The 23,356-nt window shown below is 54.3% G+C and carries 25 protein-coding genes and 1 tRNA gene; 20 read left to right on the top strand and 6 right to left on the bottom strand.

Annotation, left to right across the window (positions count from 1 at the left end):
* Positions 1–148: 148 nt before the first annotated feature.
* The 5 genes from ASD8599_RS16185 to tuf all read left to right on the top strand — a co-directional run bounded on the left by ASD8599_RS16185 (position 149) and on the right by tuf (position 6,999).
* Entirely contained in the window at positions 149–2,458 is a 2,310-nt protein-coding gene (locus ASD8599_RS16185; RefSeq protein WP_108830237.1) for a DNA topoisomerase IV subunit A, read from the top strand.
* A 178-nt stretch (positions 2,459–2,636) separates the two neighbouring features.
* Entirely contained in the window at positions 2,637–3,851 is a 1,215-nt protein-coding gene (locus ASD8599_RS16180) for a YjgN family protein (RefSeq protein WP_108829487.1), read from the top strand.
* The gene (locus ASD8599_RS16175) at positions 3,851–5,029 is read left to right on the top strand and encodes a M48 family metallopeptidase (protein WP_108829486.1); all 1,179 of its coding nucleotides are present in this window, start codon (positions 3,851–3,853) and stop codon (positions 5,027–5,029) included. The genes ASD8599_RS16180 and ASD8599_RS16175 overlap by 1 nt, the downstream gene beginning before the upstream one ends.
* A gap of 125 nt (positions 5,030–5,154) precedes the next feature.
* Positions 5,155–5,697, top strand: a complete 543-nt coding sequence (locus ASD8599_RS16170) for a hypothetical protein (protein WP_181364519.1) — start codon at positions 5,155–5,157, stop codon at positions 5,695–5,697.
* A gap of 126 nt (positions 5,698–5,823) precedes the next feature.
* The gene (gene tuf, locus ASD8599_RS16165; protein ID WP_108829459.1) at positions 5,824–6,999 is read left to right on the top strand and encodes an elongation factor Tu; all 1,176 of its coding nucleotides are present in this window, start codon (positions 5,824–5,826) and stop codon (positions 6,997–6,999) included.
* Between the two features lie 124 nt (positions 7,000–7,123).
* On the opposite strand, the gene ASD8599_RS16160 is transcribed toward tuf, so the two are convergent.
* A complete protein-coding gene (locus ASD8599_RS16160; protein WP_245926071.1) occupies positions 7,124–8,098 on the bottom strand; it encodes a DMT family transporter in 975 nt (324 codons plus the stop codon).
* 145 nt (positions 8,099–8,243) lie between these two features.
* Between ASD8599_RS16160 and ASD8599_RS16155 the strand changes: the two genes are divergently transcribed.
* The 7 genes from ASD8599_RS16155 (at position 8,244) to ASD8599_RS16125 (ending at position 13,820) form a co-directional block, all read left to right on the top strand.
* Positions 8,244–8,747: an anthrone oxygenase family protein gene (locus tag ASD8599_RS16155; RefSeq protein WP_108829485.1), complete on the top strand. Its 504-nt coding sequence runs from the start codon at positions 8,244–8,246 to the stop codon at positions 8,745–8,747.
* Between the two features lie 18 nt (positions 8,748–8,765).
* Positions 8,766–9,413 carry a CatB-related O-acetyltransferase gene (locus ASD8599_RS16150; protein WP_108829484.1) on the top strand — a complete coding sequence of 216 codons (648 nt, stop codon included), beginning with the start codon at positions 8,766–8,768 and terminating at the stop codon, positions 9,411–9,413.
* 243 nt (positions 9,414–9,656) lie between these two features.
* Complete coding sequence (locus ASD8599_RS16145; protein ID WP_108829483.1) at positions 9,657–10,505, top strand: HTD2 family dehydratase; 849 nt, start codon at positions 9,657–9,659, stop codon at positions 10,503–10,505.
* Positions 10,502–11,743 carry a CoA transferase gene (locus ASD8599_RS16140; protein WP_108829482.1) on the top strand — a complete coding sequence of 414 codons (1,242 nt, stop codon included), beginning with the start codon at positions 10,502–10,504 and terminating at the stop codon, positions 11,741–11,743. Before ASD8599_RS16145 ends, ASD8599_RS16140 begins: the two co-directional genes overlap by 4 nt.
* Positions 11,744–11,889: 146 nt before the next feature.
* The gene (locus tag ASD8599_RS16135; RefSeq protein WP_108829481.1) at positions 11,890–12,945 is read left to right on the top strand and encodes a GSCFA domain-containing protein; all 1,056 of its coding nucleotides are present in this window, start codon (positions 11,890–11,892) and stop codon (positions 12,943–12,945) included.
* Positions 12,929–13,696, top strand: coding sequence for a hypothetical protein (locus ASD8599_RS16130; RefSeq protein WP_108829480.1), 768 nt, complete (start codon positions 12,929–12,931; stop codon positions 13,694–13,696). The genes ASD8599_RS16135 and ASD8599_RS16130 overlap by 17 nt, the downstream gene beginning before the upstream one ends.
* A 48-nt stretch (positions 13,697–13,744) precedes the next feature.
* Positions 13,745–13,820: transfer RNA gene (locus tag ASD8599_RS16125), tRNA-Trp, on the top strand.
* Between the two features lie 58 nt (positions 13,821–13,878).
* Here ASD8599_RS16125 and ASD8599_RS16120 read toward each other — a convergent pair.
* On the bottom strand, positions 13,879–14,649 hold the full coding sequence (locus ASD8599_RS16120) for a hypothetical protein (RefSeq protein WP_108829479.1): 771 nt from the start codon (positions 14,647–14,649) through the stop codon (positions 13,879–13,881).
* Positions 14,646–15,686 (bottom strand): GSCFA domain-containing protein, encoded by a 1,041-nt coding sequence (locus tag ASD8599_RS16115; RefSeq protein ID WP_181364518.1) that lies wholly within the window; start codon positions 15,684–15,686, stop codon positions 14,646–14,648. Before ASD8599_RS16115 ends, ASD8599_RS16120 begins: the two co-directional genes overlap by 4 nt.
* A 274-nt stretch (positions 15,687–15,960) precedes the next feature.
* Between ASD8599_RS16115 and ASD8599_RS16110 the strand changes: the two genes are divergently transcribed.
* From ASD8599_RS16110 to nusG, 3 genes are all read left to right on the top strand, one after another.
* A complete protein-coding gene (locus tag ASD8599_RS16110; protein WP_108829477.1) occupies positions 15,961–16,629 on the top strand; it encodes a hypothetical protein in 669 nt (222 codons plus the stop codon).
* A 132-nt stretch (positions 16,630–16,761) separates the two neighbouring features.
* Complete coding sequence (secE, locus tag ASD8599_RS16105) at positions 16,762–16,959, top strand: preprotein translocase subunit SecE (RefSeq protein ID WP_108830234.1); 198 nt, start codon at positions 16,762–16,764, stop codon at positions 16,957–16,959.
* A gap of 189 nt (positions 16,960–17,148) precedes the next feature.
* A complete protein-coding gene (nusG, locus tag ASD8599_RS16100) occupies positions 17,149–17,682 on the top strand; it encodes a transcription termination/antitermination protein NusG (protein ID WP_108829476.1) in 534 nt (177 codons plus the stop codon).
* Here nusG and ASD8599_RS16095 read toward each other — a convergent pair.
* Entirely contained in the window at positions 17,666–17,974 is a 309-nt protein-coding gene (locus tag ASD8599_RS16095; protein WP_108829475.1) for a hypothetical protein, read from the bottom strand. The two genes, nusG and ASD8599_RS16095, sit on opposite strands and share 17 nt — an antisense overlap.
* Positions 17,961–18,296 (bottom strand): hypothetical protein, encoded by a 336-nt coding sequence (locus tag ASD8599_RS16090; protein WP_108829474.1) that lies wholly within the window; start codon positions 18,294–18,296, stop codon positions 17,961–17,963. Before ASD8599_RS16090 ends, ASD8599_RS16095 begins: the two co-directional genes overlap by 14 nt.
* A gap of 498 nt (positions 18,297–18,794) precedes the next feature.
* Between ASD8599_RS16090 and rplK the strand changes: the two genes are divergently transcribed.
* From rplK to rplL, 5 genes are all read left to right on the top strand, one after another.
* On the top strand, positions 18,795–19,220 hold the full coding sequence (gene rplK, locus ASD8599_RS16085; protein ID WP_108829473.1) for a 50S ribosomal protein L11: 426 nt from the start codon (positions 18,795–18,797) through the stop codon (positions 19,218–19,220).
* A 1-nt stretch (position 19,221) separates the two neighbouring features.
* The gene (gene rplA / locus ASD8599_RS16080; protein WP_108829472.1) at positions 19,222–19,923 is read left to right on the top strand and encodes a 50S ribosomal protein L1; all 702 of its coding nucleotides are present in this window, start codon (positions 19,222–19,224) and stop codon (positions 19,921–19,923) included.
* A 100-nt stretch (positions 19,924–20,023) separates the two neighbouring features.
* On the top strand, positions 20,024–20,452 hold the full coding sequence (locus ASD8599_RS16075) for a hypothetical protein (protein WP_108829471.1): 429 nt from the start codon (positions 20,024–20,026) through the stop codon (positions 20,450–20,452).
* A 321-nt stretch (positions 20,453–20,773) separates the two neighbouring features.
* Positions 20,774–21,289, top strand: a complete 516-nt coding sequence (gene rplJ, locus ASD8599_RS16070; RefSeq protein ID WP_108829470.1) for a 50S ribosomal protein L10 — start codon at positions 20,774–20,776, stop codon at positions 21,287–21,289.
* A gap of 71 nt (positions 21,290–21,360) precedes the next feature.
* On the top strand, positions 21,361–21,732 hold the full coding sequence (gene rplL / locus ASD8599_RS16065; protein ID WP_093734404.1) for a 50S ribosomal protein L7/L12: 372 nt from the start codon (positions 21,361–21,363) through the stop codon (positions 21,730–21,732).
* A 122-nt stretch (positions 21,733–21,854) separates the two neighbouring features.
* On the opposite strand, the gene ASD8599_RS16060 is transcribed toward rplL, so the two are convergent.
* Positions 21,855–22,937: a ubiquitin family protein gene (locus ASD8599_RS16060; RefSeq protein WP_108829469.1), complete on the bottom strand. Its 1,083-nt coding sequence runs from the start codon at positions 22,935–22,937 to the stop codon at positions 21,855–21,857.
* Positions 22,938–23,356: the final 419 nt, after the last annotated feature.

The raw sequence follows: 23,356 nt of genomic DNA, 5'->3' as shown, positions 1-23,356 counted from the left end.
ATCTTCATCGGGGAAGCGGTTAGAAAGTTTCCCCGACGCACAGCGCGTGTCTTTGTTGCAACGCCAAATCGACCAGAGCCGCAAAAGCCTGCGCAAAGGGGGCAAAGTCCGCTTGTCCGCTTCGCAGCGCCCGCGTAAACATCGTGGCATGAATGATGTAACCGACAGCCCAAGCAAAGATTTAAGCGAACCATTGCGCCGTGCGCTTGGGGATCGCTACCTGACATATGCGTTGTCGACGATTATGCACCGCGCTTTGCCGGACGCGCGCGACGGATTGAAACCTGTGCATCGCCGTATCCTGTACGCGATGCGGGAATTGCGCCTTTCGTCCACGGGCGGCTTTCGGAAGTCTGCCAAAATTTCCGGCGACGTTATGGGCAACTATCACCCGCATGGTGACGCTGCGATTTATGACGCGATGGCGCGTTTGGCGCAGGACTTCAACGTGCGCTATCCTTTGGTCGACGGCCAAGGCAACTTTGGCAATATCGACGGCGATAACCCGGCCGCATCCCGTTATACCGAAGCACGCATGACGGCTGTGGCCGAAATGATGTTGGACGGTTTGAACGAAAACGCCGTGGATTTCCGCGAAAACTATGACGGCACGTTAACAGAACCTACTGTTTTACCAGCACAGTTCCCGAACCTGTTGGCCAACGGGTCATCCGGTATCGCTGTGGGCATGGCCACCAATATTCCGCCGCACAACATTTCAGAACTATGCGACGCCTGCTTGCATTTGATCAAAACGCCAGACGCGCGCGACGATACACTGCTGAACTTTGTACCGGGCCCCGATTTTCCAACTGGCGGCATCATCGTCGAGCCGCCCGAGAACATCGCGACGGCTTACCGAACGGGCAAAGGCGGCTTCCGCTTGCGGTGCCGCTACGAAGTCGAGGATCTGGGGCGGGGCCAGTGGCAGATTGTCGTCACGGAAATCCCCTATCAGGTTCAAAAATCGAAGCTGATAGAAAAAATCGCAGAGCTGATCCAGACCAAAAAGGTCCCGATTTTGGGCGATGTGCGCGACGAATCTGCGGATGATATTCGCCTTGTGCTTGAGCCGCGGTCCAAAAATGTCGATCCCGATGTTTTGATGGGGATGATGTACCGCAGTTCCGATCTTGAGGTGCGCTTTTCGCTCAACATGAACGTGTTGATTGACGGGCTGACCCCAAAGGTCTGTTCCATGAAGGAAGTGCTGCGCGCCTTTCTGGACCATCGCCGCGAAGTATTGCAGCGTCGGTCGACACATCGGATGGAAAAAATCGACCACCGTTTGGAGGTTTTGGAAGGCTTTATCGTTGCCTTTTTGAATCTTGACCGTGTGATCGATATCATTCGCTATGACAATGAACCCAAAGCGGCTTTGATGCGCGAGGACTGGGGCAAAACGCATGTGCGCGCGATGGACGAGGCAGACTATGTGTCGCCCGGCCCAAGCGACGGCGAATTAAGCGACGTGCAAGCCGACGCGATTTTGAACATGCGCTTGCGCAGCTTGCGTCGCCTTGAAGAGCTTGAATTGCTGCGTGAACAGGCCGCTTTGATGGAAGAACGCGCCGGCCTTGAGGATTTGCTTGGCGATGAAGGCTTGCAATGGTCGTCGATCGCCGACCAGTTGAAAGAAACCAAAAAGCAATTTGGCAAGGGTTTCGAAATTGACGGCAAGAACATCGGCTTGCGTCGCACCAGCTTTGCCGAAGCGGGCGAAGTGGCCGAAGTTCCGTTGGAAGCCATGATAGACCGCGAGCCGATTACGGTTGTCTGTTCACAAATGGGATGGGTGCGGGCCATGACGGGCCACATTGATCTGGAACGCGAACTAAAGTTCAAAGACGGCGACGGTCCGCGCTTTATCTTCCATGCCGAAACGACTGACCGTTTGCTGGTGTTTGGGGCGAACGGGCGGTTCTACACCTTGTCTGCAGCCAACTTACCGGGCGGGCGGGGCATGGGCGAGCCGTTGCGCCTGATGGTGGATTTACCCAACGAGGCGGAAATTCTCGACATCATGATCCACAAACCGGGGCGCAAGCTTTTGGTGGCGTCCAGCGCGGGCGACGGTTTTGTGGTGCCGGAAGACGACGTGGTGGCGCAAACCCGCTCTGGCAAACAGGTACTGAATGTGCGCAGCCCGTCTCGGGCACTGATTTGCAAACCCATATCGGGCGATAGCGTGGCTGTGGTTGGCGAAAACCGCAAAGTGTTGGTGTTCGGTTTGGACGAGCTTCCCGAAATGGGGCGCGGCAAAGGTGTACGCTTGCAAAAATACAAAGACGGGGGGCTGTCGGATGCAACGACGTTCAACCGTGCAGAAGGGTTAAGCTGGCTGGATCCGGCCGGGCGCACGCGGACCGAAACCGATCTTGGCGAATGGACTGGCAAACGGGCATCGGCAGGCCGTATGGCGCCACGCGGTTTCCCGCGCGACAACCGCTTCAACTGACACGAACCCTGGAAAGCACGCTTGCGAAATCGTGAAATCCAGTCTTGCAAGTCAGGTAAACCGGACCCCGCGTTCCTTGATCTTTTGGCATCATGTATTTGAATTCTATCAAAACGCGTGGCAGTTTAGAAATACTAACGACCCGTGCATAAGCATCGGGCAGATCGAGGGAAAACGTATGAGTGCGCAAATTCATGGCCGGTATCACGGCCAAGGTCAGCCATTGTTCTGGCTGTATATCAAAACGGCATTGCTGACGATGGTCACGCTGGGCATTTACCGGTTCTGGGCCAAAACCCGCATCCGCAAATACATCTGGTCCGCGACCAGTGCCAATGAAGACAGCTTTGAATACACCGGCACGGGCCTTGAAAAATTCTTGGGCTTTTTGGTCGCGATCGTCATTTTGGCGATCTATTTGGGCATCGTGCAGATGGTTCTGTTTTTTGCAGGATTGAACATCTTTGTAGACCCTGAACGGGCGTCCTCAACCGAGGTTTTGCGCCAGATTGCGGCTGTTTACATCACCTTGTTCGCTGTTTTCCCTCTGTTGCTGTTCGCGCAATACCGTGCACGACGCTACAAGATGGCACGTACACGGTGGCGTGGAATCCGCTTTGGCATGGAAAGTGCGGCTTGGGGCTATGTGTGGCGGGCCATCGGTCATTATCTTCTGACCATTATCACCCTTGGCATTATGTTGCCGCGCCAGACGTTCTACCTTGAGAAATTCATGGCGGACCGGTCTTGGTACGGGGACGCGCGTCTGGAACAAGATGGCAAATGGACTGACCTTTACGCCGGTATGAAGCACGTCTTCATCGGACTTGCCATTCTGATTTTGGGCGGCGTGATTGGTGTTGTTTTGCAGTCCATTGCATTGGCTATGATCTGTGGAATCGTGGGGTATGTCTGGCTGATTATTGGTGCCGTCTACTACCGTGTTTACGCTTTCAACTACCTGACAGGTCACAAGGTTCTGGACGACAAGATCGGTTTCTTTTCCGAGGCGAAAACAGGCACCGTTGTAACCACTGTCGTTGTGGGATCGCTGATCATCGGGGCGTTGTCCGCCATCGTTTTGTTCGTGGTTGGTGCGGTCGGTGCAGGTGCATTCGCCGTTGCGACATCAGGCGCAGGCTTTGGAGGCGAGCCGGATATGATTGGTATCGTCGTGACCAGCATTTTGGTCGCGGTGGCATATATCGGCTTTTTGTTAGGGATTGGCGGTCTGTCTTTGGTGCTGATCACACAGCCCATCATTGCGCACCTTGTAGACGGTATTCAGGTGCATGGCGCCGAACATCTGGATGCAATTCAACAGCGCAGTGCAGATCTTGGTGCAGACGCCGAGGGCTTTGCGGATGCGCTTGATATTGGTGGTGCAATCTAATGGCAGAAGTTGGCCGGTACTACGATGGTGAAACTGGCCAACGCCTGACCGTTGAGGTGACATTGGTTGAGACAGGCGTTTTGCGTCTGTCTCATCCTGAATTGCAAAACGGGCCAGTGCCGGGGCAACTGGACTGGCCGTTTGATCAGCTGCGGGCCTTGCCGGACCAAGCCCGAGATGACCAGCTTATTGTGACGCTCGTCGCGGATCACTCAGATGACAGTAGTCTGATAGACAACGTGCGCCTCACCTTGGTGGGGGCTGCCTTGATCCATGACGTCCGGGCTGTTTGCCCGCTTTTGGACAAACGTGATGTCGCCCGAGGCACCGGTTTTAAGGTTGTGACGCGCCTTGGCATGGCGGTCGCGGCCTTTGTTTTGATGATATTTGTAATTTTGCCGGCCATGGCGAACACTTTTGCCAATTTGATCCCGATTGAACGTGAAGTGGCCTATGGCAAGACGATCGTGCGCAACATGGAACGTGTGTTCGGCGGGCGCGAGGCCGGGCAGCTTATGTGTAGCTCACCCAAAGGGGATGCAGCTTTGGCGCAAATGGTGGCGCGGCTGACCGAAAATACACCCACAGATTACGATCTGAACATAGCTGTTATGAACAATGACATGGTCAACGCTTTTGCTGCCCCCGGCGGACAAATCGTCATCATGAAAGGGTTGATCGACAAAGCCAAAAGCGCGGATGAGGTGGCAGCGGTGCTGGGCCACGAAATCGCGCATGTCGAAAGCCGGGACCCCACACGCGGTGCGTTGCGTGCGGCAGGATCAGCCGGGCTTTTGTCGATGGTTGTTGGTGATTTCACCGGGGGTGGCATTGCCTTGGCGATGACGCAATGGGTGCTGGACGCGTCCTATACCCGCGAAGCCGAAACACAGGCCGATGTCTATGCGCGTGAAATGCTGGGACGCGCGGGTGTCAGCACCGCCGGCATGGCCACATTCTTCCGGACACTGGAAGAATCGACCAAGGGTGGCCCGGATTTGCCTACCTATTTGTCCAGCCATCCCAGTTCGGGGTCGCGCAGCGATCTGGCGGCGTCTTTTGCGGAAATGCAGAGCAATACCACCTCTGTGATCAACGAAGACGATTGGAAAGCATTGCGCAGCATTTGCGACGGCCATTCCAAGACAGGCAAGGCCACAAAAGGGTCCAAAACCTGAAATTAACGCACGACGATGACGCAAAAGGGCAAATGTGCCGCAGGTCAGCGGCCATCTGCGACGGTTTGATTGCACCACCGACGGGGGTCGGATAACCCTATCCAAGACACATTAGGAGAAGTGACATGCGTTGGATGCTCATGGTCGTGATGGCCGTATCTTTGGCGGCTTGCAACGGGGCCTCTGACTTGAAAGATGCGCCTGTGCCTTTGGGCAATTTCAACCTTGTGCACAACATTGTTGTCGCGCCGAAAGCCTACAAAGGGCCTCTGAGCCGCAAAGCATCGGAAGAGCAGCTGACCACGACACTACAAGCTGCAATTGCCGAACGCTTTGACCGCTATGAAGGCTCCAAGCGCTACCACTTCGGCGTCAGCGTCGAAGGGTATGTGTTGGCCCAACCCGGTGTGCCATTGGTATTGTCGCCCAAATCGATTCTGATCATCAATGTCACGGTTTGGGATGATGCCGCCGGCAAAAAACTGAACGATGAACCAAAACAGATTACGGTTCTGGAAAGCTTTGGCAGTGGCACACTTGTTGGGTCAGGATACACATTATCCGCGCAAGAGCAGCTGAAAAACCTAAGCCAAAACGCCGCAAAGTCGATTGAACGGTATCTGGTGCAACAACGCGACGAACAAGGCTGGTTCAAAGACGACGTTTGATCAAATCGCTTCTTTGTGAGGCGTCAAGCGAACTGGTGCTTGATTTTTCTAACCAAAGCCAATAAATCGCGCCCGAGATGAACACCGGGTCGATCTGCGGCCCCATGAAAGAAAAGGGCGCCTCCCATGGCTAAGGAAAAGTTTGAACGCAATAAGCCGCACGTCAACATCGGCACAATCGGCCACGTTGACCACGGCAAAACGACGCTGACAGCGGCGATCACCAAGTACTTTGGTGACTTCCAGGCGTATGACCAGATTGACGGCGCGCCCGAAGAAAAAGCGCGTGGGATCACGATCTCGACCGCGCACGTTGAATACGAGACAGAGACACGCCACTACGCGCACGTCGACTGCCCCGGCCACGCCGACTACGTCAAAAACATGATCACCGGTGCCGCGCAAATGGACGGCGCGATCTTGGTTGTGAACGCGGCTGACGGCCCGATGCCACAAACACGTGAGCACATCTTGTTGGGCCGCCAGGTTGGCATCCCGCACATGGTTGTTTTCATGAACAAAGTGGATCAGGTCGACGATGACGAGCTGCTTGAGCTGGTTGAAATGGAAATCCGTGAGCTGTTGTCCTCTTACGAGTACCCAGGCGACGACATTCCAGTGATCCCTGGTTCCGCTCTGGCAGCCATGGAAGGCCGTGACGAAGCAATCGGCGAAAACGCGATCAAAGCCCTGATGGCTGCGGTTGACGAATACATCCCAACGCCTGAGCGTGCGGTTGACCAGCCGTTCCTGATGCCTGTTGAAGACGTGTTCTCGATCTCCGGTCGTGGTACAGTTGTGACAGGTCGTGTTGAGCGCGGCGTGATCAACGTGGGCGAAGAGATTGAAATCGTTGGCATTCGTGACACAACGAAGACAACCTGCACAGGCGTTGAAATGTTCCGCAAGCTGCTTGATCGTGGTGAAGCGGGCGACAACATCGGCGCATTGTTGCGCGGCGTTGACCGTGAAGGTGTTGAGCGCGGCCAGGTTCTTTGCAAGCCGGGTTCCGTGAAGCCACACACCAAGTTCGAGGCCGAAGCCTACATCCTGACCAAAGAAGAAGGTGGCCGTCACACGCCATTCTTCGCCAACTACCGCCCACAGTTCTACTTCCGTACAACGGATGTGACGGGCACAGTTGCGCTGCCAGAAGGCACGGAAATGGTTATGCCGGGCGACAACCTGAAGTTCGACGTTGAGCTGATCGCGCCAATCGCGATGGAGCAAGGCCTGCGCTTCGCGATCCGCGAAGGCGGCCGCACAGTCGGCGCCGGCGTTGTGTCCAAAATCACTGAGTAAATTGTGCGGGCGTCAGCCCGGACAATTGGTGGGTGGCAGCGTATCATCAGATGCGCGAGAACCCACTCCCTCTCACTGAGGCACCAAACACAAAAGGCCGCCCCATACACCGGGGCGGCCTTTTTCAGTCCATGCCTTTGGTTCTGTTGCGCCGCAGAACATGTCCGACGCGCAGAGATGCCACATGCCCGATGCGGGTGCGGGTCTTGGACACAGGCGTCGTGCTGGACACATCGCTGGTGGCTTCGCGGCGCAGGATGTAAAAGCCCGAAAGCGCAATCACTACTGTCCCCAGATAGGTCGACCACGTGGGATATTCCTGAAACAGAAAGATCCCGAACAAGGTTGCCCAAATCATTTGCGAATATTGCATAGGGGCCACGACCATCGCATCTGCACGGGTGTAAGCCGCCACCAGCAGCGCCATTGCGATCAGCACCAGAAACGAATCCAAAGCCAGTAACCCCATGTCGTGCAACGGCACTTGTACATAGACAAAAGGCAGAACCATTGCCGTCAGTATCAAGTTGGTCATCATAGGGTACAAGATCATGACGACACCGCGTTCGTCCTTGCCAATCTTGCGGGTGATGATGGACACCATGGCCCCTGCAAAGGCTGCAACCAGCGCTGCGATGTGTCCGGCCTCAAGCGGGCTGGCACCGGGCTGCAATACGATCAAAACGCCAATCATGCCGACGCCAATCGCCAACCCCCGCCGCAGTCTTACAACTTCACCCAATATCGGGATCGCCAGCAAGGTGATAATCAGGGGTGCCGCAAAGATGAACGCATAGACCTGTGACAAGGGCAATTGCGTGATGGCGTAAAACGCACATAACCCAGATGCCGCCCCGCTGATGCACCGCAGCCCCATCCAGTAGGGGTGCCGCGGTTGCAAGGTGCTGGCCTTATGATCCCGCATCAATACCAGTGTGATGATGGGAAAGCTGAACAGGGCGGTGAAAAAGACGATCTGAAAGACCGAATAGACTCCACCCAATTGTTTGATGATCAGGTCATGTGTGGAAAAGACTGCAAAGGCCAGCAAACCAAGAATAGCACCAAAGGTGTTGGGCGACAATTCGGGCCGTGGCATGGGTTTATCCAATACAAGCGTTGACGTGGTTTAAAGGTAGCATAGGCATTGCGTCCGGCACCACGTGAAGTTTGGCAACATTTTTCAACGACGGAACACGCCATTGCTTGCGTATCACATGTAAGGCTTCAAAAAGGTTCACAATATGCTTCTTCGGTTTTCCGCACTTCTTTCCCTTTTGTCCTTTGGCGCAGTTTTCGGGTTCTTCTACGCTTGGGTGTGTTCAACCATGTGGGGGCTGGATCAAATTGACCCAAACGTCGCCATCACTGCAATGCAGGGTATGAATGCGTCTGTGCGCAACGAAGTTTTTGCTGTGACCTTCTTTGGAACACCTTTCTATGCTGCGCTCACAGCGTTTTTGGCATGGCGGGCAGGGTACCGCGACGTGGCGTGGATATTTGCGGGGGCAGGGGGGCTCTACGTCGCAGGGGGAATGATTTTGACCATGAGCCAGAATGTGCCGATGAACGAAGCGCTGGCTTTGGTGCCTCATACCGTCGATATTGAGGCCGCAGCGCAGATATGGACCGATTATTCGCTAAGATGGCAGGTCTTTAACCAAATTCGTACCGTTATTTGTGCGGGTTGTTTGGTCTTGGCGGGATGGGGGCTGTTGCGTCTGGGGGCGGATGCTAAACAGGCATGACCTAACACCGGAGCCAACATGCTACCTGATTCAGACACGCTTTATCCTGTCACGCTACCTGATGGCACACCTTGGCCGGGCACGGTATTTTTGCGCAATGCATTGACCCATTCCAACATCGACGTTGGTGACTATACGTATTTCAGCACCTTCGATCCACTGCCGGACCCAAGTGGATATGCGGCACGATTGGCCCCCTATCTGTTCGAAGGCGCCAAAGACCGTTTGCGCATCGGCAAGTTTTGTCAGATCGCCCATGGCACGCGTTTCATCACACATGGAGCGAACCATGCGATGGATGGTGCGTCCACTTTTCCATTTCCGATTTTCAACGCCGACACCATCGGTCGCTACCGCGACGGTTTTGTGCAGAAACGCGATACTGTCGTGGGCCATGATTGCTGGTTGGGGGACGGATGCACCCTGTTGCCAGGGGCACACTTGGGCAACGGTGTCATTGTGGGAGCTGGGGCTGTGGTTGGCGGTGATGTTCCCGACTATGCCGTTGTGGTTGGAAACCCCGGCCAAGTGATAAAGCTGCGCTTCGAAGCGGATGTTGTGGAACGCCTGCTGACGCTGGCGTGGTGGGACTGGCCACTGGACAAAATCAACGCGCATCACGAGGCCATTGCAGGGGCTGACATTCCGGCGTTATTGGCGCTTTAGGGGTCTTTTCAGCTCAAATTATCGTCGTATGCGGTTGTATGCCCAGATTCTTTCGCCATTTGCGGGAATGCTGCATGTGCAAAAACAAGACGAAATATCCTTTTTGTATCAGTCTGTCGCGCGATTGCTGCACATGCATAAATGCAGTCCGGTATACTGTGGTATTCAGTTAAGTCATTAATATTGCTTGATTAATTTGCACAACTTGGTCCATCAGAAGGGGTACCCAGAAGGAGGCAAAGTATGGATCAGGTGAATTTGACCGCATGGGAAGGCCGCACAGATACCCAAAGAGGGGGTGTTTCGGAACAGCTTGCCGCACAACTTCATGCCACCCTCGGCAATCCACGCGATGCAGCCCCCGTACAAGGCGATGTTTTGCCAGCGTTGTGGCACTGGTGCGCCTTTCCGCCCGCAACCCCGATGTCCGAATTGGGGGCCGACGGGCATCCGTACTTAGGTGGGTTTTTACCGCCTGTGCGTCTGGATCGCCGGATGTGGGCTGGTGGTGCTTTGCAATTTGGCGCACCGCTGCGGGTGGGTGAGCGCTTGGAAAAGCGATCCTCAATCCGGTCGGTTTTGGAAAAAGCCGGCGCGGCCGGACCGATGGTTTTTGTCACTGTTGATCACGCCATTTACGGTGAAAGCGGTTTGGCGATCAGTGAACGACAAGACATTGTCTATCTGGCTATTCCGGACAGCTACACACCGCCAAAGAAGCGGGCCATGCCGTCCAGTTCCGATGTGCACACCACGCGCAGCACATCCGAGACGTTGTTGATGCGATATTCCGCCGTGACCTTCAACGCGCACCGCATCCATTACGATCTGCCTTATACGCTGAACGTCGAACATTACCCCGGGCTGGTTGTGCATGGGCCGTTGCAAGCGACGTTGCTCATGCAAACGGCCACCGCGCACAAAGGACGTATGCCGCACCACTTCGACTTTCGCGGCGTGCATCCGATGTTCGCAGGAGAAACGCTAGAGATCATGGCAACCCAAGATGATCCCGAAACGCTGTCCATGGTGACAGGCACTGGCGGGCATCAGTGCATGCAAGCAACAGCAATCTGGGAGGGCACGGTATGAGCGGCATTTTGAACGGTATGCGCGTTGTCGAAGGGTCCGCCTTTGTGGCTGTGCCTTTGGCGGGAATGACACTGGCGCAAATGGGGGCTGAAGTGATCCGGTTCGATCGTATTGGCGGTGGGTTGGATGCGGGACGGTTGCCTGTCGCCCCTTCGGGCCAAAGCCTGTTCTGGGCGGGAATGAACAAGGGCAAAAAATCCATTGCTGTCGATATGAGGTCAGAACGCGGACGCGAGTTGATTACCCAGATCATCACCGCCCCCGGCGAAGACGCGGGGTTGTTTCTGACCAATCTTCGTGTGCGCGGTTGGATGGATCATGAAACGCTAAGTCAGTATCGCAAAGACCTGATCATGGTGACGCTGACCGGCGATCGCCATGGCCGACCGCAAGTGGACTACACTGTGAACCCTGCGTTGGGCATCCCGCACATCACAGGGCCACAAGGCAGCGCCGATCCGGTGGCCAATGCTTTGCCTGCGTGGGATTTGATCGCTGGCAACTTGTGTGTGTCTTCATTGTTGGCGGCTGAACGGCACCGCCTGCGGCATGGTGTTGGCCAAGACGTGGAACTGGCATTGAAAGACGTTGCAGCGGCGACGCTTGGGCATCTCGGTATGATCGGTGACGCTGTGGTGAACGCCGATGAACGGGGCAAAGCAGGCAATGCGCTTTACGGGGCGTATGGACAGGATTTTGTCTGCGCGGATGGCAAGCGGGTGATGATTATCGGACTGACTGACCGTCAGTGGCGCGGGATCGTGAAGGCCACGGGAACGCAAGCCCAGATGCAAGATCTGTCAACACGGCACGGGGCCAATCTGATGGATGAAGGAACACGCTGGTCGCTGCGCGATGACATCACAGCGATCTTGAAGCCTTGGTTCGCCGCCCGCAGGGTTGCGGAGTTCGCCGAAGATTTCAACGCAGCAGGGTTGACGTGGTCAGAGTTCCGCACAACGCGGCAGGCTTTGGCATATGATCCCGATCTTAGCACCGAAAACCCGATGTTCGACATGCTTCAACAACCCGGACTTGGCACGTTTCCTGTCCCGCAAAGTCCGGTGCAGTATTCACAAATGCGGCGTCAAGCTGCGCAACCTGCTCCGGCGTTGGGGATGCACACCGAAGAAATTCTTGGCGATATTGTGGGGTTGCCGGATCGTGAAATATCCAAGTTGTTTGACTTGGGGGTTGTTGAAAGCCCTGCATTTTCTGCGGTGCGTCCCGCCGCCTGATAACAAGGTCGGGCAGTTTCGCCACACCGTTGTTGCGTTGTTGCGTGAACAATCTGGTAAGTCTTGCGTGGATTGCTCCGCTGCCGTTAACTTCGTCTTAAGGTGACGCCAAAAGTCGCCAAAGATTGAGCAAAGGCAGGCGATACGTGACAAATCCCTATGAGAATTTGGGCAGCGAAGCCTATTGGAAAACCGCAGTTGCAGAACCGGGCGCCCATGGGTTGACCGGTTTGTGGACGCCAAAGTTTGCGATCAAGCCCAAGCACAAAATCGTGACGGCTGGCTCGTGCTTTGCGCAGCACATCGGGCGTGCCTTGGCAGATCGGGGATACAGCTGGCACGACTGTGAACCGGCGCCGCCCTATATGCATGGTCAAAAAGGGCGCGATGCCGGCTACGGTGTGTTCAGTTTTCGCACCGGCAACATCTACACCCCCGCAATGCTGTTGCAGTGGTTGCAACTGGCGTATGGGATGCGCGAAAATCCGACGGAAATATGGGAACGCAACGGGCGGTTTTTTGACCCTTTGCGTCCTGCCATCGAACCAGAGGGCTTTGAAAGCATTGACGAAGCCCTTGCATCGCGCAGCATTACTTTTGCGGCTTTGCGCCGCGCCGTCGAAGAGGCCGACGTATTTGTGTTCACTCTTGGCCTGACCGAAAAATGGCAAAACATCGAAACCGGCATCGAATATGCCATTTGCCCCGGCACCGTGGCAGGCACCTTTGATGACACCCGCCATAAGTTCGTAAACACCAATACGCGTATGGCGTTTTCGGCCTTATCGGATGCCATGAAACTGCTGCGGCGCAAGAACAAGCGTTTAAAGGTGTTGTTGACGGTCTCGCCCGTGCCTTTGACGGCCACGGCGTCTGGTAAACACGTTCTGACAGCCACCCAATATTCCAAATCTGTATTGCGCGGCGTGGCAGGAATGGTGGCGGATGACATGCAGCACGTGGACTATTTCCCGTCTTATGAAATTATCACGCATCCTATTTTCCGCGGTATGTTCTTTGCGCCCAACATGCGGTCGGTGGAACCCGAAGGCGTGGCGACGGTGATGAAACACTTTTTTGCAGATCAGGCGCGTGTGTTTGGTGCTGCCCATGCCACCCCTATGGCCCGCGCGGTGCCTGTTGCGGCATCCACGGATGACATCAAATGCGAAGAGGAGCTTTTGAATGCCTTTGCAGCCTGACGTCACACGCCTTTGTTTTATTGGCGACAGCCAGTTGGGGTGTCTGCAAAGCGCATTGAAGGAAGGTCTGACAAACGTCCCGAACGGTATGGATGTAGAATTTTGGGGCGCCACTGGGCCTGCGTTTCGTGACATCTATTTGTCAGATGGCGCTATGTGTGCGACGGGCACTGCCAAAGACATGGCGACAACCATCAATGCCAAAGGCCGCGACCGTATTGCGCCGGGTGATTTTGATACGTTGGTGTTTTATGGCGCACGTTTGCGCATGACCGACTTCTTTGGTCCGCTTTTGGATTGGGCCCACACCCACGGAGATCTGCCAAGCCGCCGCGTGTTGCAGACGTCTGCCGAGGAATTCGTGGTGGAGACACGGGCGTTCCGCATGGCGCAAGCCTTTGCGCGGGAAGGGGACCGCGTTCTTTTTGTGCCGGGCCCCCTGACAACGGAAGGCGTGGTTGATTTGCGCAAAAAGCAGCGTGTGTTGCATCACTATCCCGGCGCAATTCACGGAACAGTTCAATGGCGTGACCGATTATGGTCGGCTTTGGAAGACGTCAGCGCATCGGCTGGAATAGAATTGATCCGCCAACCCGAAGACACGATCACCAAAGGGATGTTGACGAAAAACGAATATGCCTGCGCAAACGCTCAGGAAACAGAAGATACAGGGCACAAGTCACCCGCCTTTGCCGCACGCTGGATGCAAGAGGTCTGGCCGCATCTGGAACAAAAAGTCAAAGCAGCCTGAGAACGGACTTGCAAAAGAAAAACACCCCGCATATTTACTGCGGCCAGTAGGGGCGTAGCTCAGTTGGTAGAGCGGCGGATTCCAAATCCGTAGGTCCAGGGTTCGAGTCCTTGTGCCCCTGCCATTTTCAAACATTCCAAAAGAAACCGAATCCGTCGGTGATCTTCGGCTTTAGGCAGGTGTCAGGCTTTCAACAGCTTTTGCAAAATGCTTTTGCGACCCTTGTCTGTTTGCGATGTGTCTGTTGTGGTTTTCGCATCCGACGCACCGTTTGTTTCATCATCCAGAAACGCCGCTGCTTTGGCCAAGGCCAGAATACCATAGTCTTTGTTACCGTGATGCACATCGGTATCGGAAAGGGCCTGATACGGCGCCAGCAAGAAATCGCCATCATGTGTGTCTTTGGGGGTGTCGATCACCGCTGTCCCTGTCGCCTCGACCAACGCGCGTACTTCGGCGCGATAGGTTTCATCCACATGCACCAAGACGCGTTCGTCAATGCCGCTTTCCGTCAATGCCCGCCGTGACAGACGCGGTGGCTCCAGAACGGCCACACTGATGTTTGCGGATATGGCAGCTTTTAAAAGCTGGATCATGGATGCTGTGCGATCTTGCGCCAGCGTTTTGATAAAGTTGCCGGATGCCAGTTGCCGCTTTGGAAAGTGTTCATGCATCGTCCAGGGCGCTGTGCTTTTCCAAAAGCGGTGCCGGGATACAAGGCTGCTGTGAAGCGGCCCCGACAGCACAATGCGGTCGCCTTTGGTCAGGGTCACATCCAATGGTACGCTGACAGAGGTGTTGTCTGCAAAAACGCGCAAAGTGTCACCAACAACGTCCAATTTCATATCGATCAGGTTCTTGCCGTGATTTGCGATCAACGTATAGGGGGATGCCTTCGGGCCGACGGCGGCTTTCAAAGCAGAAACATGAGAATCGCCAAAGATAAGTTTCATTCCGCGAACTCCTTTGTCAAAAGCGCATCGTCACATTGTTCGTACCCGAAATCGCTGTCGATCTCTTCCGACGCGGGTCCTGCGGCTTGCCCGATTTTGTTGACTTCAAAGAACTGTCGCATGACTTCACGCACCCCGAAGGCAGAGACTTCACGCAAGTCGGGTTCATACAGCGAATGACGGCTGGGTTGCCCTACGATGATCTCATAGCTGGGGAAATACGTCACATCATCATGTGTGGCGCTAAGTTCGCCAGCCACGGCCCGCAATACAGATTTTGAGTGTGTGGTGGCTGTCAGTACATGATTTTCCGTGGCTGTGGCCGCCAATCCTACCGGTGATACCGTAAGCAAAAAGCGCGCGGATGGATTGGATTGATGGATGCGGGCACGGGCGGCTTCCATATCGGCCATTACTTCGGAAAAGCGGAGGTTCACAAATTCATACAAGGCGGGGTCATAATTGCCAGCCACCACACCAGGGGCGGTGGGGTAGACAGTGCCGTCTTGCGTGGACGCCCATGTTTCTGTCAGCCCCAAGGTGAAGACAAACACATCCATGGTTTCAAACATGCGCCGCACCCGCCGCAAATGCCGTTCGCGCAGCACGCGCACTTCCGCAACAGAGCCGAAACCGCCTTCTTCTATGCTGGGACGTAAGGCGTCGTAAAAACGGCCGCCTTTTTCCCAGATCGTGTCCAGTGGTTTTGCGTCACCAAAGGCTTCACGCACCAGCTGCAGCAACTGCCGCGAGGTGTAGATATTACCGTAACGGCACGAATAGATGCCGTATCCCAGCTTTGCAGCGGCAGCGTCGCTGAGCAGTTTGGACGGCGCTTCCATATCCATATAGTTCAGCCCGCGGATTTTCAGGTTGTGTCCGATGTGCTGTGCAAAGCAGCTGCCGGCCGTCGCAATCTTGGCGGTATCCAGACCTTCGATGCGTGGAATGATATTGTCCAAGTCTGAAAAATGACGGTCCGAAACGGCGCGCTTCCAAAAGGTGTGGGCGGGTCGGCCAGAGTACGGATTTGGCATGGGGGCGTTCCTTGCAGTCTTGGTCCGGTCAATCGGGACGTCTTGCCATTGCAGCCTTGGTCTTGACCGCATCAGGGTTTACAAACAGTTAAACCACCCGCCGGGCATTGTGAAGGCACCGCCACACGGCATGGTTACCGAACGCAAGAATACGGATGCCCCGTTTTTGCCGCAGTCATGGCATGAGATGGCCGCATTTCTTTGTGAATGTGTTCGCAGAAAGGCTGATCTGCCCCATTCTTTCCAAATGACTGTAATTTGACACGAGTTCACCATGCGCCACGCAACCGCTGATACATCTGACGACACACCTCACATCGAGACGGACGTGACCCTCCACGCGATCCGCTCGATGTTGATGGAAACCTCCGATGGTTCCGCCAGTGTTCCTGTGGAACGGGCTGTCGTGCGCCAAACGGTCATGGCGGGTGCGGTGCGCGGTCCAGATCACAACCATTCAGACGCTGGGGCGAACACCCCTGAAGGCTGTGCAATGGATGCGCCCATGGTCAAAGATACAGCGCGACGTTTGAATCTGGATACGATCAAATCTGCGCTGGGCGCCTATCGGCCGACGCCAAAGCATGTTGTCTTGGCAGTCTTTGCGCTGGTGCTGGTGTTCCGTCCGCATTGGGTTCTGTTGTCGCTTGCTTTGACGCTGTTTCTGACAATTGGCGCTTTTGTGTGTTTCGGCGCAGATCGTGTGTGGGGAATGCTTATGATCGCATTTCAACGCTTTTCACAGCGGCGCCCCGAACAGGCAGCCCGCCTTGGTTCGAAAATGGATGCTTTCGCGTTGCGATGGGATGCTTTGCTTGATCGGTTCCCGGAAGGCTCTGTGGACGGGCTGTATTTGCCGGACTTTCAGGCCCTTAGCACACGCGACGACGCCCATGCCGAAGCGATGGACGCGCGGTTGGCACAAATGCGCAGCGAAGCCTGACCCCATACGACACATTGTTGTCTTGAATTTGACGTCTGCCACGGTTACATGGGCCAAATCGCACGGCTCATTGCGCAGATTGCACATGATTTTCGGGTTGCGCACACAGACGGGCACATAGGGACGCTTCACATGGCTACGGTAAATCCACTTCAGTTCATTCAGCAGGTTCGCTCGGAGGTCTCTAAAGTTGTGTGGCCCACGCGCCGCGAAGTGATGCTGACAACTGTTATGGTATTTATCATGGCGGCACTGACCGCGGTGTTCTTTGCGCTGGTCGATATCACGATCCGCTGGGGCCTTCAGTCCGTGCTGGGCATGTTTGGCTAAGACGGCTTGGGGATGGTGTAAGCCCTTGAAGTGTGAGGGTTTGCAGAGTAAACGGCACATCTAACCGATAGACAGGCGTGCGGCGATTCGAGCCTCGCGCCGATTTTTATTCGGAAGCGGTTGTGGAAACAGGCGCGAAATCAATGAATTACGGCGCAGCAGCGCCACGGCAAAAGGGCGAGCAGTCAGATGGCGAAACGGTGGTATTCGGTCAGTGTTCTTTCCAACTTTGAAAAGAAGATTGCAGAAACAATCCGCACATCTGTCGCTGAAAATGCGCTTGAGCACGAAATTGACGAAGTTCTGGTCCCGACAGAAGAAGTGATCGAGGTCCGTCGCGGCAAGAAAGTGACCACCGAGCGTCGCTTTATGCCCGGTTACGTTTTGGTCCATATGGAAATGTCCGACCGTGGCTATCACCTGATCAATTCTATCAACCGCGTCACAGGCTTTTTGGGGCCGCAAGGTCGCCCGATGCCAATGCGTGACGCCGAAGTTCAAGGTATCTTGGGCCGCGTGCAAGAGGGCGAAGAAAGCCCACGCACTTTGATCCACTACGAAGTGGGCGAAAAAGTCAAAGTCAACGACGGCCCGTTCGAAGATTTCGACGGGATGATCGAAGAAGTGGACGACGAGAACCAGCGCCTCAAAGTGTCTGTGTCTATTTTTGGTCGCGAAACACCGGTCGAACTGGAATTCCTTCAAGTCACCAAACAGGTCTGATCGCGCACGCGGTATATGCAGGCAGTATTTTTAGAAACGCCGCTCCGGTTTGGGGCGGCGTTTTGCGTTTGTGCTGGGGGTCCTGACCCTGGCGGAACACCAGCAAATAGCGCAGCAGTGGGCCGTCGGGATAGGACACGTCCAACCCCGTATCGGGCACGATCTGACGGTGCCCGTTGTCAAATTCATCCCATGCGGCAGACCTTTGGGGCAGGATCATGCCAGACATAAAGTTGATGATGTTCTGGTCTTCAGGGGAAATACGCGCCCACGCCGCCTTAGAGATCAGCACAGAAAACGTCGGTGTGTAGATGCCGTTTTCGACCGCTGTGACCCCACGGGTGCCTTGCCAAATGCGTGCCCCGCGCCGTCATAAAGTTCAACGCCCTGCTTTTGTCTTCGTCATGGTTGCCGTAGATGGCTGCATTGCGTTCTTGCACACGCTTTGGACCGATACTGTCCAAACCTTCAAAATACGGCACCGCATAGCTGTTTTGGGTCAGGATATCTTCACCTGCTTTCACGAGATCCTGTGTCCGACGCCGGATATAGGCCGTCGGCGTCGCAATGAACCCCAGCACATGTGCATCGTCAAAATAGTCAGGCTTCGACAAGTAGTTTTCATGCAGGTGCCAATGGGTACTGTAGTTTGTTGCGCCGATCCCGCCATCAACGGGAACATCGGAAGTTGCAGTAAAGGATGTGAATCGCGCAAGTAGCCATTGAACACATAAGCGGCATCAACTTGTCCCGAGGTAACCAGATCAAGTTGCGCCCTGAGCTGCAAGGGTAAGGGGGGGGCACGGCGGTCAGGGCCCCAATTGCAACTCCCTTGAGATCAAACATCTCTCGCCTGCAAATTGTTAAACTGTGGGTGTATGAACGCAGAAAACCCTTTTTGGGCCAAGCGGCACAAGTCGTGATAAACCGTAATAATACAGTGCAATTGTGGGATTCAGGCCCTTGCAAATGTGCGGTTTTGGGGCTACTGAGCGCCGTGTTGCACATGCAGCATTCGATGTGGGAGGCGGCACGCACGCGAGCGGGCACCGATACCACATAGCAACCTGACCTTGGAAACGCGTTCCAAGGCGCTTAAAAGGAGAAGGCCCATGGCCAAGAAACTCGCAGGGACGATGAAATTGCAAGTCCCAGCCGGGCAAGCAAACCCATCCCCACCCGTAGGTCCAGCATTGGGTCAACGCGGCATCAACATCATGGAATTCTGTAAAGCGTTCAACGCCAAAACAGCGGACCTTGAACCAGGTGCACCTTGCCCGACCGTCATCAGCTACTATCAGGACAAGTCCTTCACAATGGACATCAAGACGCCACCAGCGTCCTACTTCCTGAAGAAAGCGGCCAAAGTAAAATCCGGCGCGACCAACCCGTCCCGCGAGACAGTTGGCACTGTGACCGTTGCTCAGGTGAAAGAAATCGCCGAAGCGAAAATGAAAGACCTGAACGCCAACGATATCGATGCGGCGATGCAGATCATTCTGGGCTCCGCCCGCTCTATGGGCATTGAGGTGAAGTAAGATGGCAAAATACGGAAAACGCGCAACAGAAGCGCGCGCAGCATTCGCCGGCAAAGCCTTGTTGTCTGTTGAAGACGCGGTGGCCTTGGTCAAAGGCAACGCAAAAGCCAAATTCGACGAGACCGTTGAAATCGCTGTGAACTTGGGAGTGGACCCACGTCACGCCGACCAAATGGTTCGTGGTGTAGTTGGCCTGCCAAACGGCACCGGTAAAACAATGCGCGTCGCTGTCTTCGCCCGCGGCCCGAAAGCCGACGAAGCGAAAGCCGCAGGGGCCGACATCGTTGGCGCCGAGGACCTGATGGAAATCGTACAAGGCGGCAAGATCGAATTCGATCGCTGCATCGCGACACCAGACATGATGCCCGTTGTGGGCCGTTTGGGTAAAGTTTTGGGTCCACGTAACCTGATGCCAAACCCAAAAGTCGGTACGGTGACTATGGATGTGGCTGACGCCGTGAAAGCGGCTAAAGGCGGCGAAGTGCAGTTCAAAGTGGAAAAAGCAGGCGTTGTACACGCAGGCGTTGGCAAAGCGTCCTTCGACGAAGCCAAGCTTGTCGAAAACGTCCGTGCGTTCTGCGATGCGGTGGCCAAAGCCAAGCCAGCAGGCTCCAAGGGTGCCTACATGAAGAAAATCGCACTGAGCTCTACCATGGGTCCAGGTGTGACAATCGAAATCGACAGCGCGATCGCCAAAGACTGAGCGTTTGTAGAATAGATTTGGAAAAGGCGCTCCTGATTGGGGCGCCTTTTTTGTGTGCTGTGGATCGCTACAAAATGCGGCGGGTTTCGTAGTGCCGTCGATGTCTGCGTTGAACCCAAAACGTAATTTTCAAAAAAGTCCGGCGACTATCCGCAATCGTTTTAGTGGTCTTCCGAATATCGAAAAATTGTGTGAATATTCAACCATGTCGAAAGTGCAGTTCAGAAATCAGTTGGTTTTTCATGCTATTCACGTACCGTCTGGAGCAAGGGGTGAGCTTGTTTCGTTCACGAGGATAGTAACTAGGGGGAAGGGCGATAAAACGACCGTCAAAACCACGTATGAAGCACTGTTTCGTGTCGACGATGTGCTTGTAACACCGAATGGAGATCCAAACGAGATTGGCAAATACTTTGTAAGAACATTCGGAGACTGCAATGTCTTGAGTTTAGAAGAACGCAACCAAGACCGCTATTGTAGGGATCAGTGGATTTTTGATAATTTTGCCGTCAGACAGAACGGTCAATAGTTAGACCAGTGGGCATTCGAAAGCAGATATCTCCGTCTCGCAACGGAGGTGTAAAAAACACTTCACATCTACCTTAAAACCCCCTAAACGCAAAGCTGCACAATGCGGCTTCCGAGTCGCTGTGTGCACATTCGTCCGAGACGGTGGGTGGAGCCTAGCTTCATAATTCCTGCCTGAGACGGGAAAGACCAGATTACTTCCGCCTTTTAGAGGCGCGTGGCGATTTTGGGCGGACCCCGTAAGGACCCGACTGTCAGGGTGTCTTACCAGATACTCTGGCTGAACTGAGCCGGGGAATTTCCCCAAATTTGGAGTAAAACTGTGGATAGAGCACAAAAAGAACAGTTGGTCGACGAACTCGGCCAAATCTTTGAAAGCTCTGGCGTTGTTGTGGTAGCACATTACGCCGGTCTGACAGTTGCTAACATGCAGGATCTGCGGGCGCGTGCCGCCGAAGCCGGTTCTGCTGTTCGTGTTGCCAAAAACAGGCTCGCCAAGATCGCCCTGGACGGTAAGTCATGCGAAAGCATTTCCGAATACCTGACGGGCATGACCGTTCTGACCTATTCCGAGGATCCTGTGGCTGCGGCCAAGGTTGCCGAGGACTTCGCCAAAGAGCACGACAAGTTCGTGATCCTCGGCGGTGCTATGGGCGAGAACGCGTTGGACCGGGCCGGTGTTACAGCTGTTTCCAAAATGCCAAGCCGCGACGAACTTATCGCGACTATCGCTGGCATGCTGGGCGCACCTGCAAGCAACATCGCTGGGGCCATTGGCGCACCTGCAAGCAACATTGCATCCATCTTGTCCACTGTTGAGGACAAGGCGGCTGCGTAAGCAAACGTCATATCGGCGTGTTGTGAATACAACACGTTGGAACACACATATCGTAACGGAAAGAGCTTAACATGGCTGATCTGAAGAAACTTGCAGAAGACATCGTTGGTCTGACACTGCTTGAAGCACAAGAACTGAAAACAATCCTCAAAGACGAGTACGGCATCGAGCCTGCAGCCGGTGGCGCAGTCATGATGGCGGGCCCAGCAGACGGCGGTGCCGCTGAAGAGGAAAAAACTGAATTCGACGTCGTTCTGAAAAACGCCGGCGCATCCAAAATCAACGTCATCAAAGAAGTCCGCGGCATCACAGGTCTTGGCCTGAAAGAAGCCAAAGACTTGGTTGAAGCTGGCGGCAAAATCAAAGAAGGCGTCGACAAAGCGGAAGCCGAAGACGTCAAAGCCAAGCTGGAAGCAGCTGGCGCGGAAGTCGAACTGGCCTAAGCCTTTTCGAATTTTGTTCTACGGAAGCGGCGGTCCTAATGGGGCCGCCGTTTTTGTGTTTGGTATTCGGAAGAGACTTGTTTGATTTCTGAAGTATCAATCCCAAAAGTTATCGAGGTGCGCTAATTACCAAGAATATCGATCAATGAGCCAATTCTTATTTGAAGAGAAGGTTCATGCCGCTTGGACAAATGACTGATCGTGTACTTATCCAGTTTTTGGTAGTCTTTCGAACTAAGAACGTAATCAAGCGCAGCTAAGACAACATTGGCAGATTTGTCTAAAAGAGCGCTTTTGATGATTTTGGAACGCTGCGGGGTCAGGTCAAACGGCGGCGCTTCCACCCCATATTCATCTAACGATGGTGGAGCGCTTGAAAATATTGCACGACACGCAAGCAGTCGTCGGTAGGCGCATGTGGATTTTGTTGCAACGTCTGGGAGTATTTCTACGAAAGTTCCGGTCTTGATCACGGCCTTAAGGCACTCATTTTTTGAAATATCCGACTCACCGTATATAAAACTTCTAAGCAATGCCTCTTTGACGCCGGGGTATTCAATAAGAGACTGAATAGCACTTAATTCAGGCCGTGAGATACGACTGAAACGCCTGTTTTCTAAAAGGAGGTTCATGATGCCTGCAATGTCGTTTGCTAAACCGCCATTGGGACCACCATTGTTTTGTATCAAGCGCAAGATACACCTAATGGCTTCGAAGCGTACCTCAGGAACCCAATCGTTCAGGCGGACCACTGCGATTGCTAGCCCAATTGTTGGGCCCAATCCATCTAGGCATGATAGTCCACGGGCTCTGGCATAGCCGCAGCGCGAGGTTGAAAAAGCGAGCGCAGCCATACTGTCTGCCGCACAAACATGGGCGACTTGCGCTTCTGAAAAGTCAAACTGGGTTTCCTTTGCAACGGTGTCGACAAGCAAACCCAGTTTGCGTTCGACTGTAGAAACGTGCGCAAGGTTTTCGCGCCCAAGGGCAATTCCTACGCTGTTGCGTCCGTCAACTAATTTGGCCTTTGTCTGGCGCCGTACTGCTGAAAGAAGATCGTCTAGCAGAATTTTCCATAAGGAAGTTTGGGGATTCTTGACCGCATTTTTGAACAATACAGATAAATGCGTCTTGATTAAATTTTGGGGGTTCTTCTTGTCGTCAAGGAATTCAAATAATGAATCTCCATACTCATGGGTTAACAACTTTAGAACCTCCGCTACCGCGATCCTAATAGTCCAGCACAGAAGATGTAAATCTGCAATGCTCTGATCTTTTTTGCCTGAACCATTTTATGCCAAATGCGCAAGTGTTAGAGCGCCAGCCAACGGTAAGGCTACAGCCCTAACATGACCCACACCCCTTGCGTTCGCAGCATTAACCTCCTATTTGAACCATTCACGCGGGTTCGATTGATTCGAGACCCGTTTTTTCTGTCGTGCATCGTAGGAGCCGTAATTACCTCTTTTTGACCCAAAATGTCACGAAGGGAACGGCAAAGCGTTGTGCAACACCTGTCTTGGTAAGGGCCTGAAAGCAGGCAATTTCCAAGGCAGGGATCGGTCGGGAGCCACGCATTGGGACGTGTGGCAAGAATAGGCCGGTTCCATCGCTGTCTCAGGGA

Origin of the sequence: Ascidiaceihabitans donghaensis (genome assembly GCF_900302465.1) — a bacterium.
GTDB classification, from domain to species: Bacteria; Pseudomonadota; Alphaproteobacteria; order Rhodobacterales; family Rhodobacteraceae; genus Ascidiaceihabitans; species Ascidiaceihabitans donghaensis.
Note: the sequence above shows the minus strand (reverse complement) of the source record. Positions and strands in the feature narration are given on the sequence as shown.

Coding starts and splice junctions, on each gene's coding strand:
- ASD8599_RS16145 (WP_108829483.1), top strand. CDS start 9,657: ATGGATCAGGTGAATTTGACCGCATGGGAAGGCCGCACAGATACCCAA.
- ASD8599_RS16150 (WP_108829484.1), top strand. CDS start 8,766: ATGCTACCTGATTCAGACACGCTTTATCCTGTCACGCTACCTGATGGC.
- ASD8599_RS16180 (WP_108829487.1), top strand. CDS start 2,637: ATGAGTGCGCAAATTCATGGCCGGTATCACGGCCAAGGTCAGCCATTG.
- ASD8599_RS16160 (WP_245926071.1), bottom strand. CDS start 8,098: ATGCCACGGCCCGAATTGTCGCCCAACACCTTTGGTGCTATTCTTGGT.
- ASD8599_RS16155 (WP_108829485.1), top strand. CDS start 8,244: ATGCTTCTTCGGTTTTCCGCACTTCTTTCCCTTTTGTCCTTTGGCGCA.
- nusG (WP_108829476.1), top strand. CDS start 17,149: ATGGCGAAACGGTGGTATTCGGTCAGTGTTCTTTCCAACTTTGAAAAG.
- ASD8599_RS16185 (WP_108830237.1), top strand. CDS start 149: ATGAATGATGTAACCGACAGCCCAAGCAAAGATTTAAGCGAACCATTG.
- rplL (WP_093734404.1), top strand. CDS start 21,361: ATGGCTGATCTGAAGAAACTTGCAGAAGACATCGTTGGTCTGACACTG.
- ASD8599_RS16170 (WP_181364519.1), top strand. CDS start 5,155: ATGCGTTGGATGCTCATGGTCGTGATGGCCGTATCTTTGGCGGCTTGC.
- ASD8599_RS16075 (WP_108829471.1), top strand. CDS start 20,024: ATGTCTGCGTTGAACCCAAAACGTAATTTTCAAAAAAGTCCGGCGACT.
- rplK (WP_108829473.1), top strand. CDS start 18,795: ATGGCCAAGAAACTCGCAGGGACGATGAAATTGCAAGTCCCAGCCGGG.
- secE (WP_108830234.1), top strand. CDS start 16,762: ATGGCTACGGTAAATCCACTTCAGTTCATTCAGCAGGTTCGCTCGGAG.
- ASD8599_RS16115 (WP_181364518.1), bottom strand. CDS start 15,686: ATGCCAAATCCGTACTCTGGCCGACCCGCCCACACCTTTTGGAAGCGC.
- ASD8599_RS16120 (WP_108829479.1), bottom strand. CDS start 14,649: ATGAAACTTATCTTTGGCGATTCTCATGTTTCTGCTTTGAAAGCCGCC.
- ASD8599_RS16175 (WP_108829486.1), top strand. CDS start 3,851: ATGGCAGAAGTTGGCCGGTACTACGATGGTGAAACTGGCCAACGCCTG.
- ASD8599_RS16110 (WP_108829477.1), top strand. CDS start 15,961: ATGCGCCACGCAACCGCTGATACATCTGACGACACACCTCACATCGAG.
- ASD8599_RS16130 (WP_108829480.1), top strand. CDS start 12,929: ATGCCTTTGCAGCCTGACGTCACACGCCTTTGTTTTATTGGCGACAGC.
- tuf (WP_108829459.1), top strand. CDS start 5,824: ATGGCTAAGGAAAAGTTTGAACGCAATAAGCCGCACGTCAACATCGGC.
- rplA (WP_108829472.1), top strand. CDS start 19,222: ATGGCAAAATACGGAAAACGCGCAACAGAAGCGCGCGCAGCATTCGCC.
- ASD8599_RS16140 (WP_108829482.1), top strand. CDS start 10,502: ATGAGCGGCATTTTGAACGGTATGCGCGTTGTCGAAGGGTCCGCCTTT.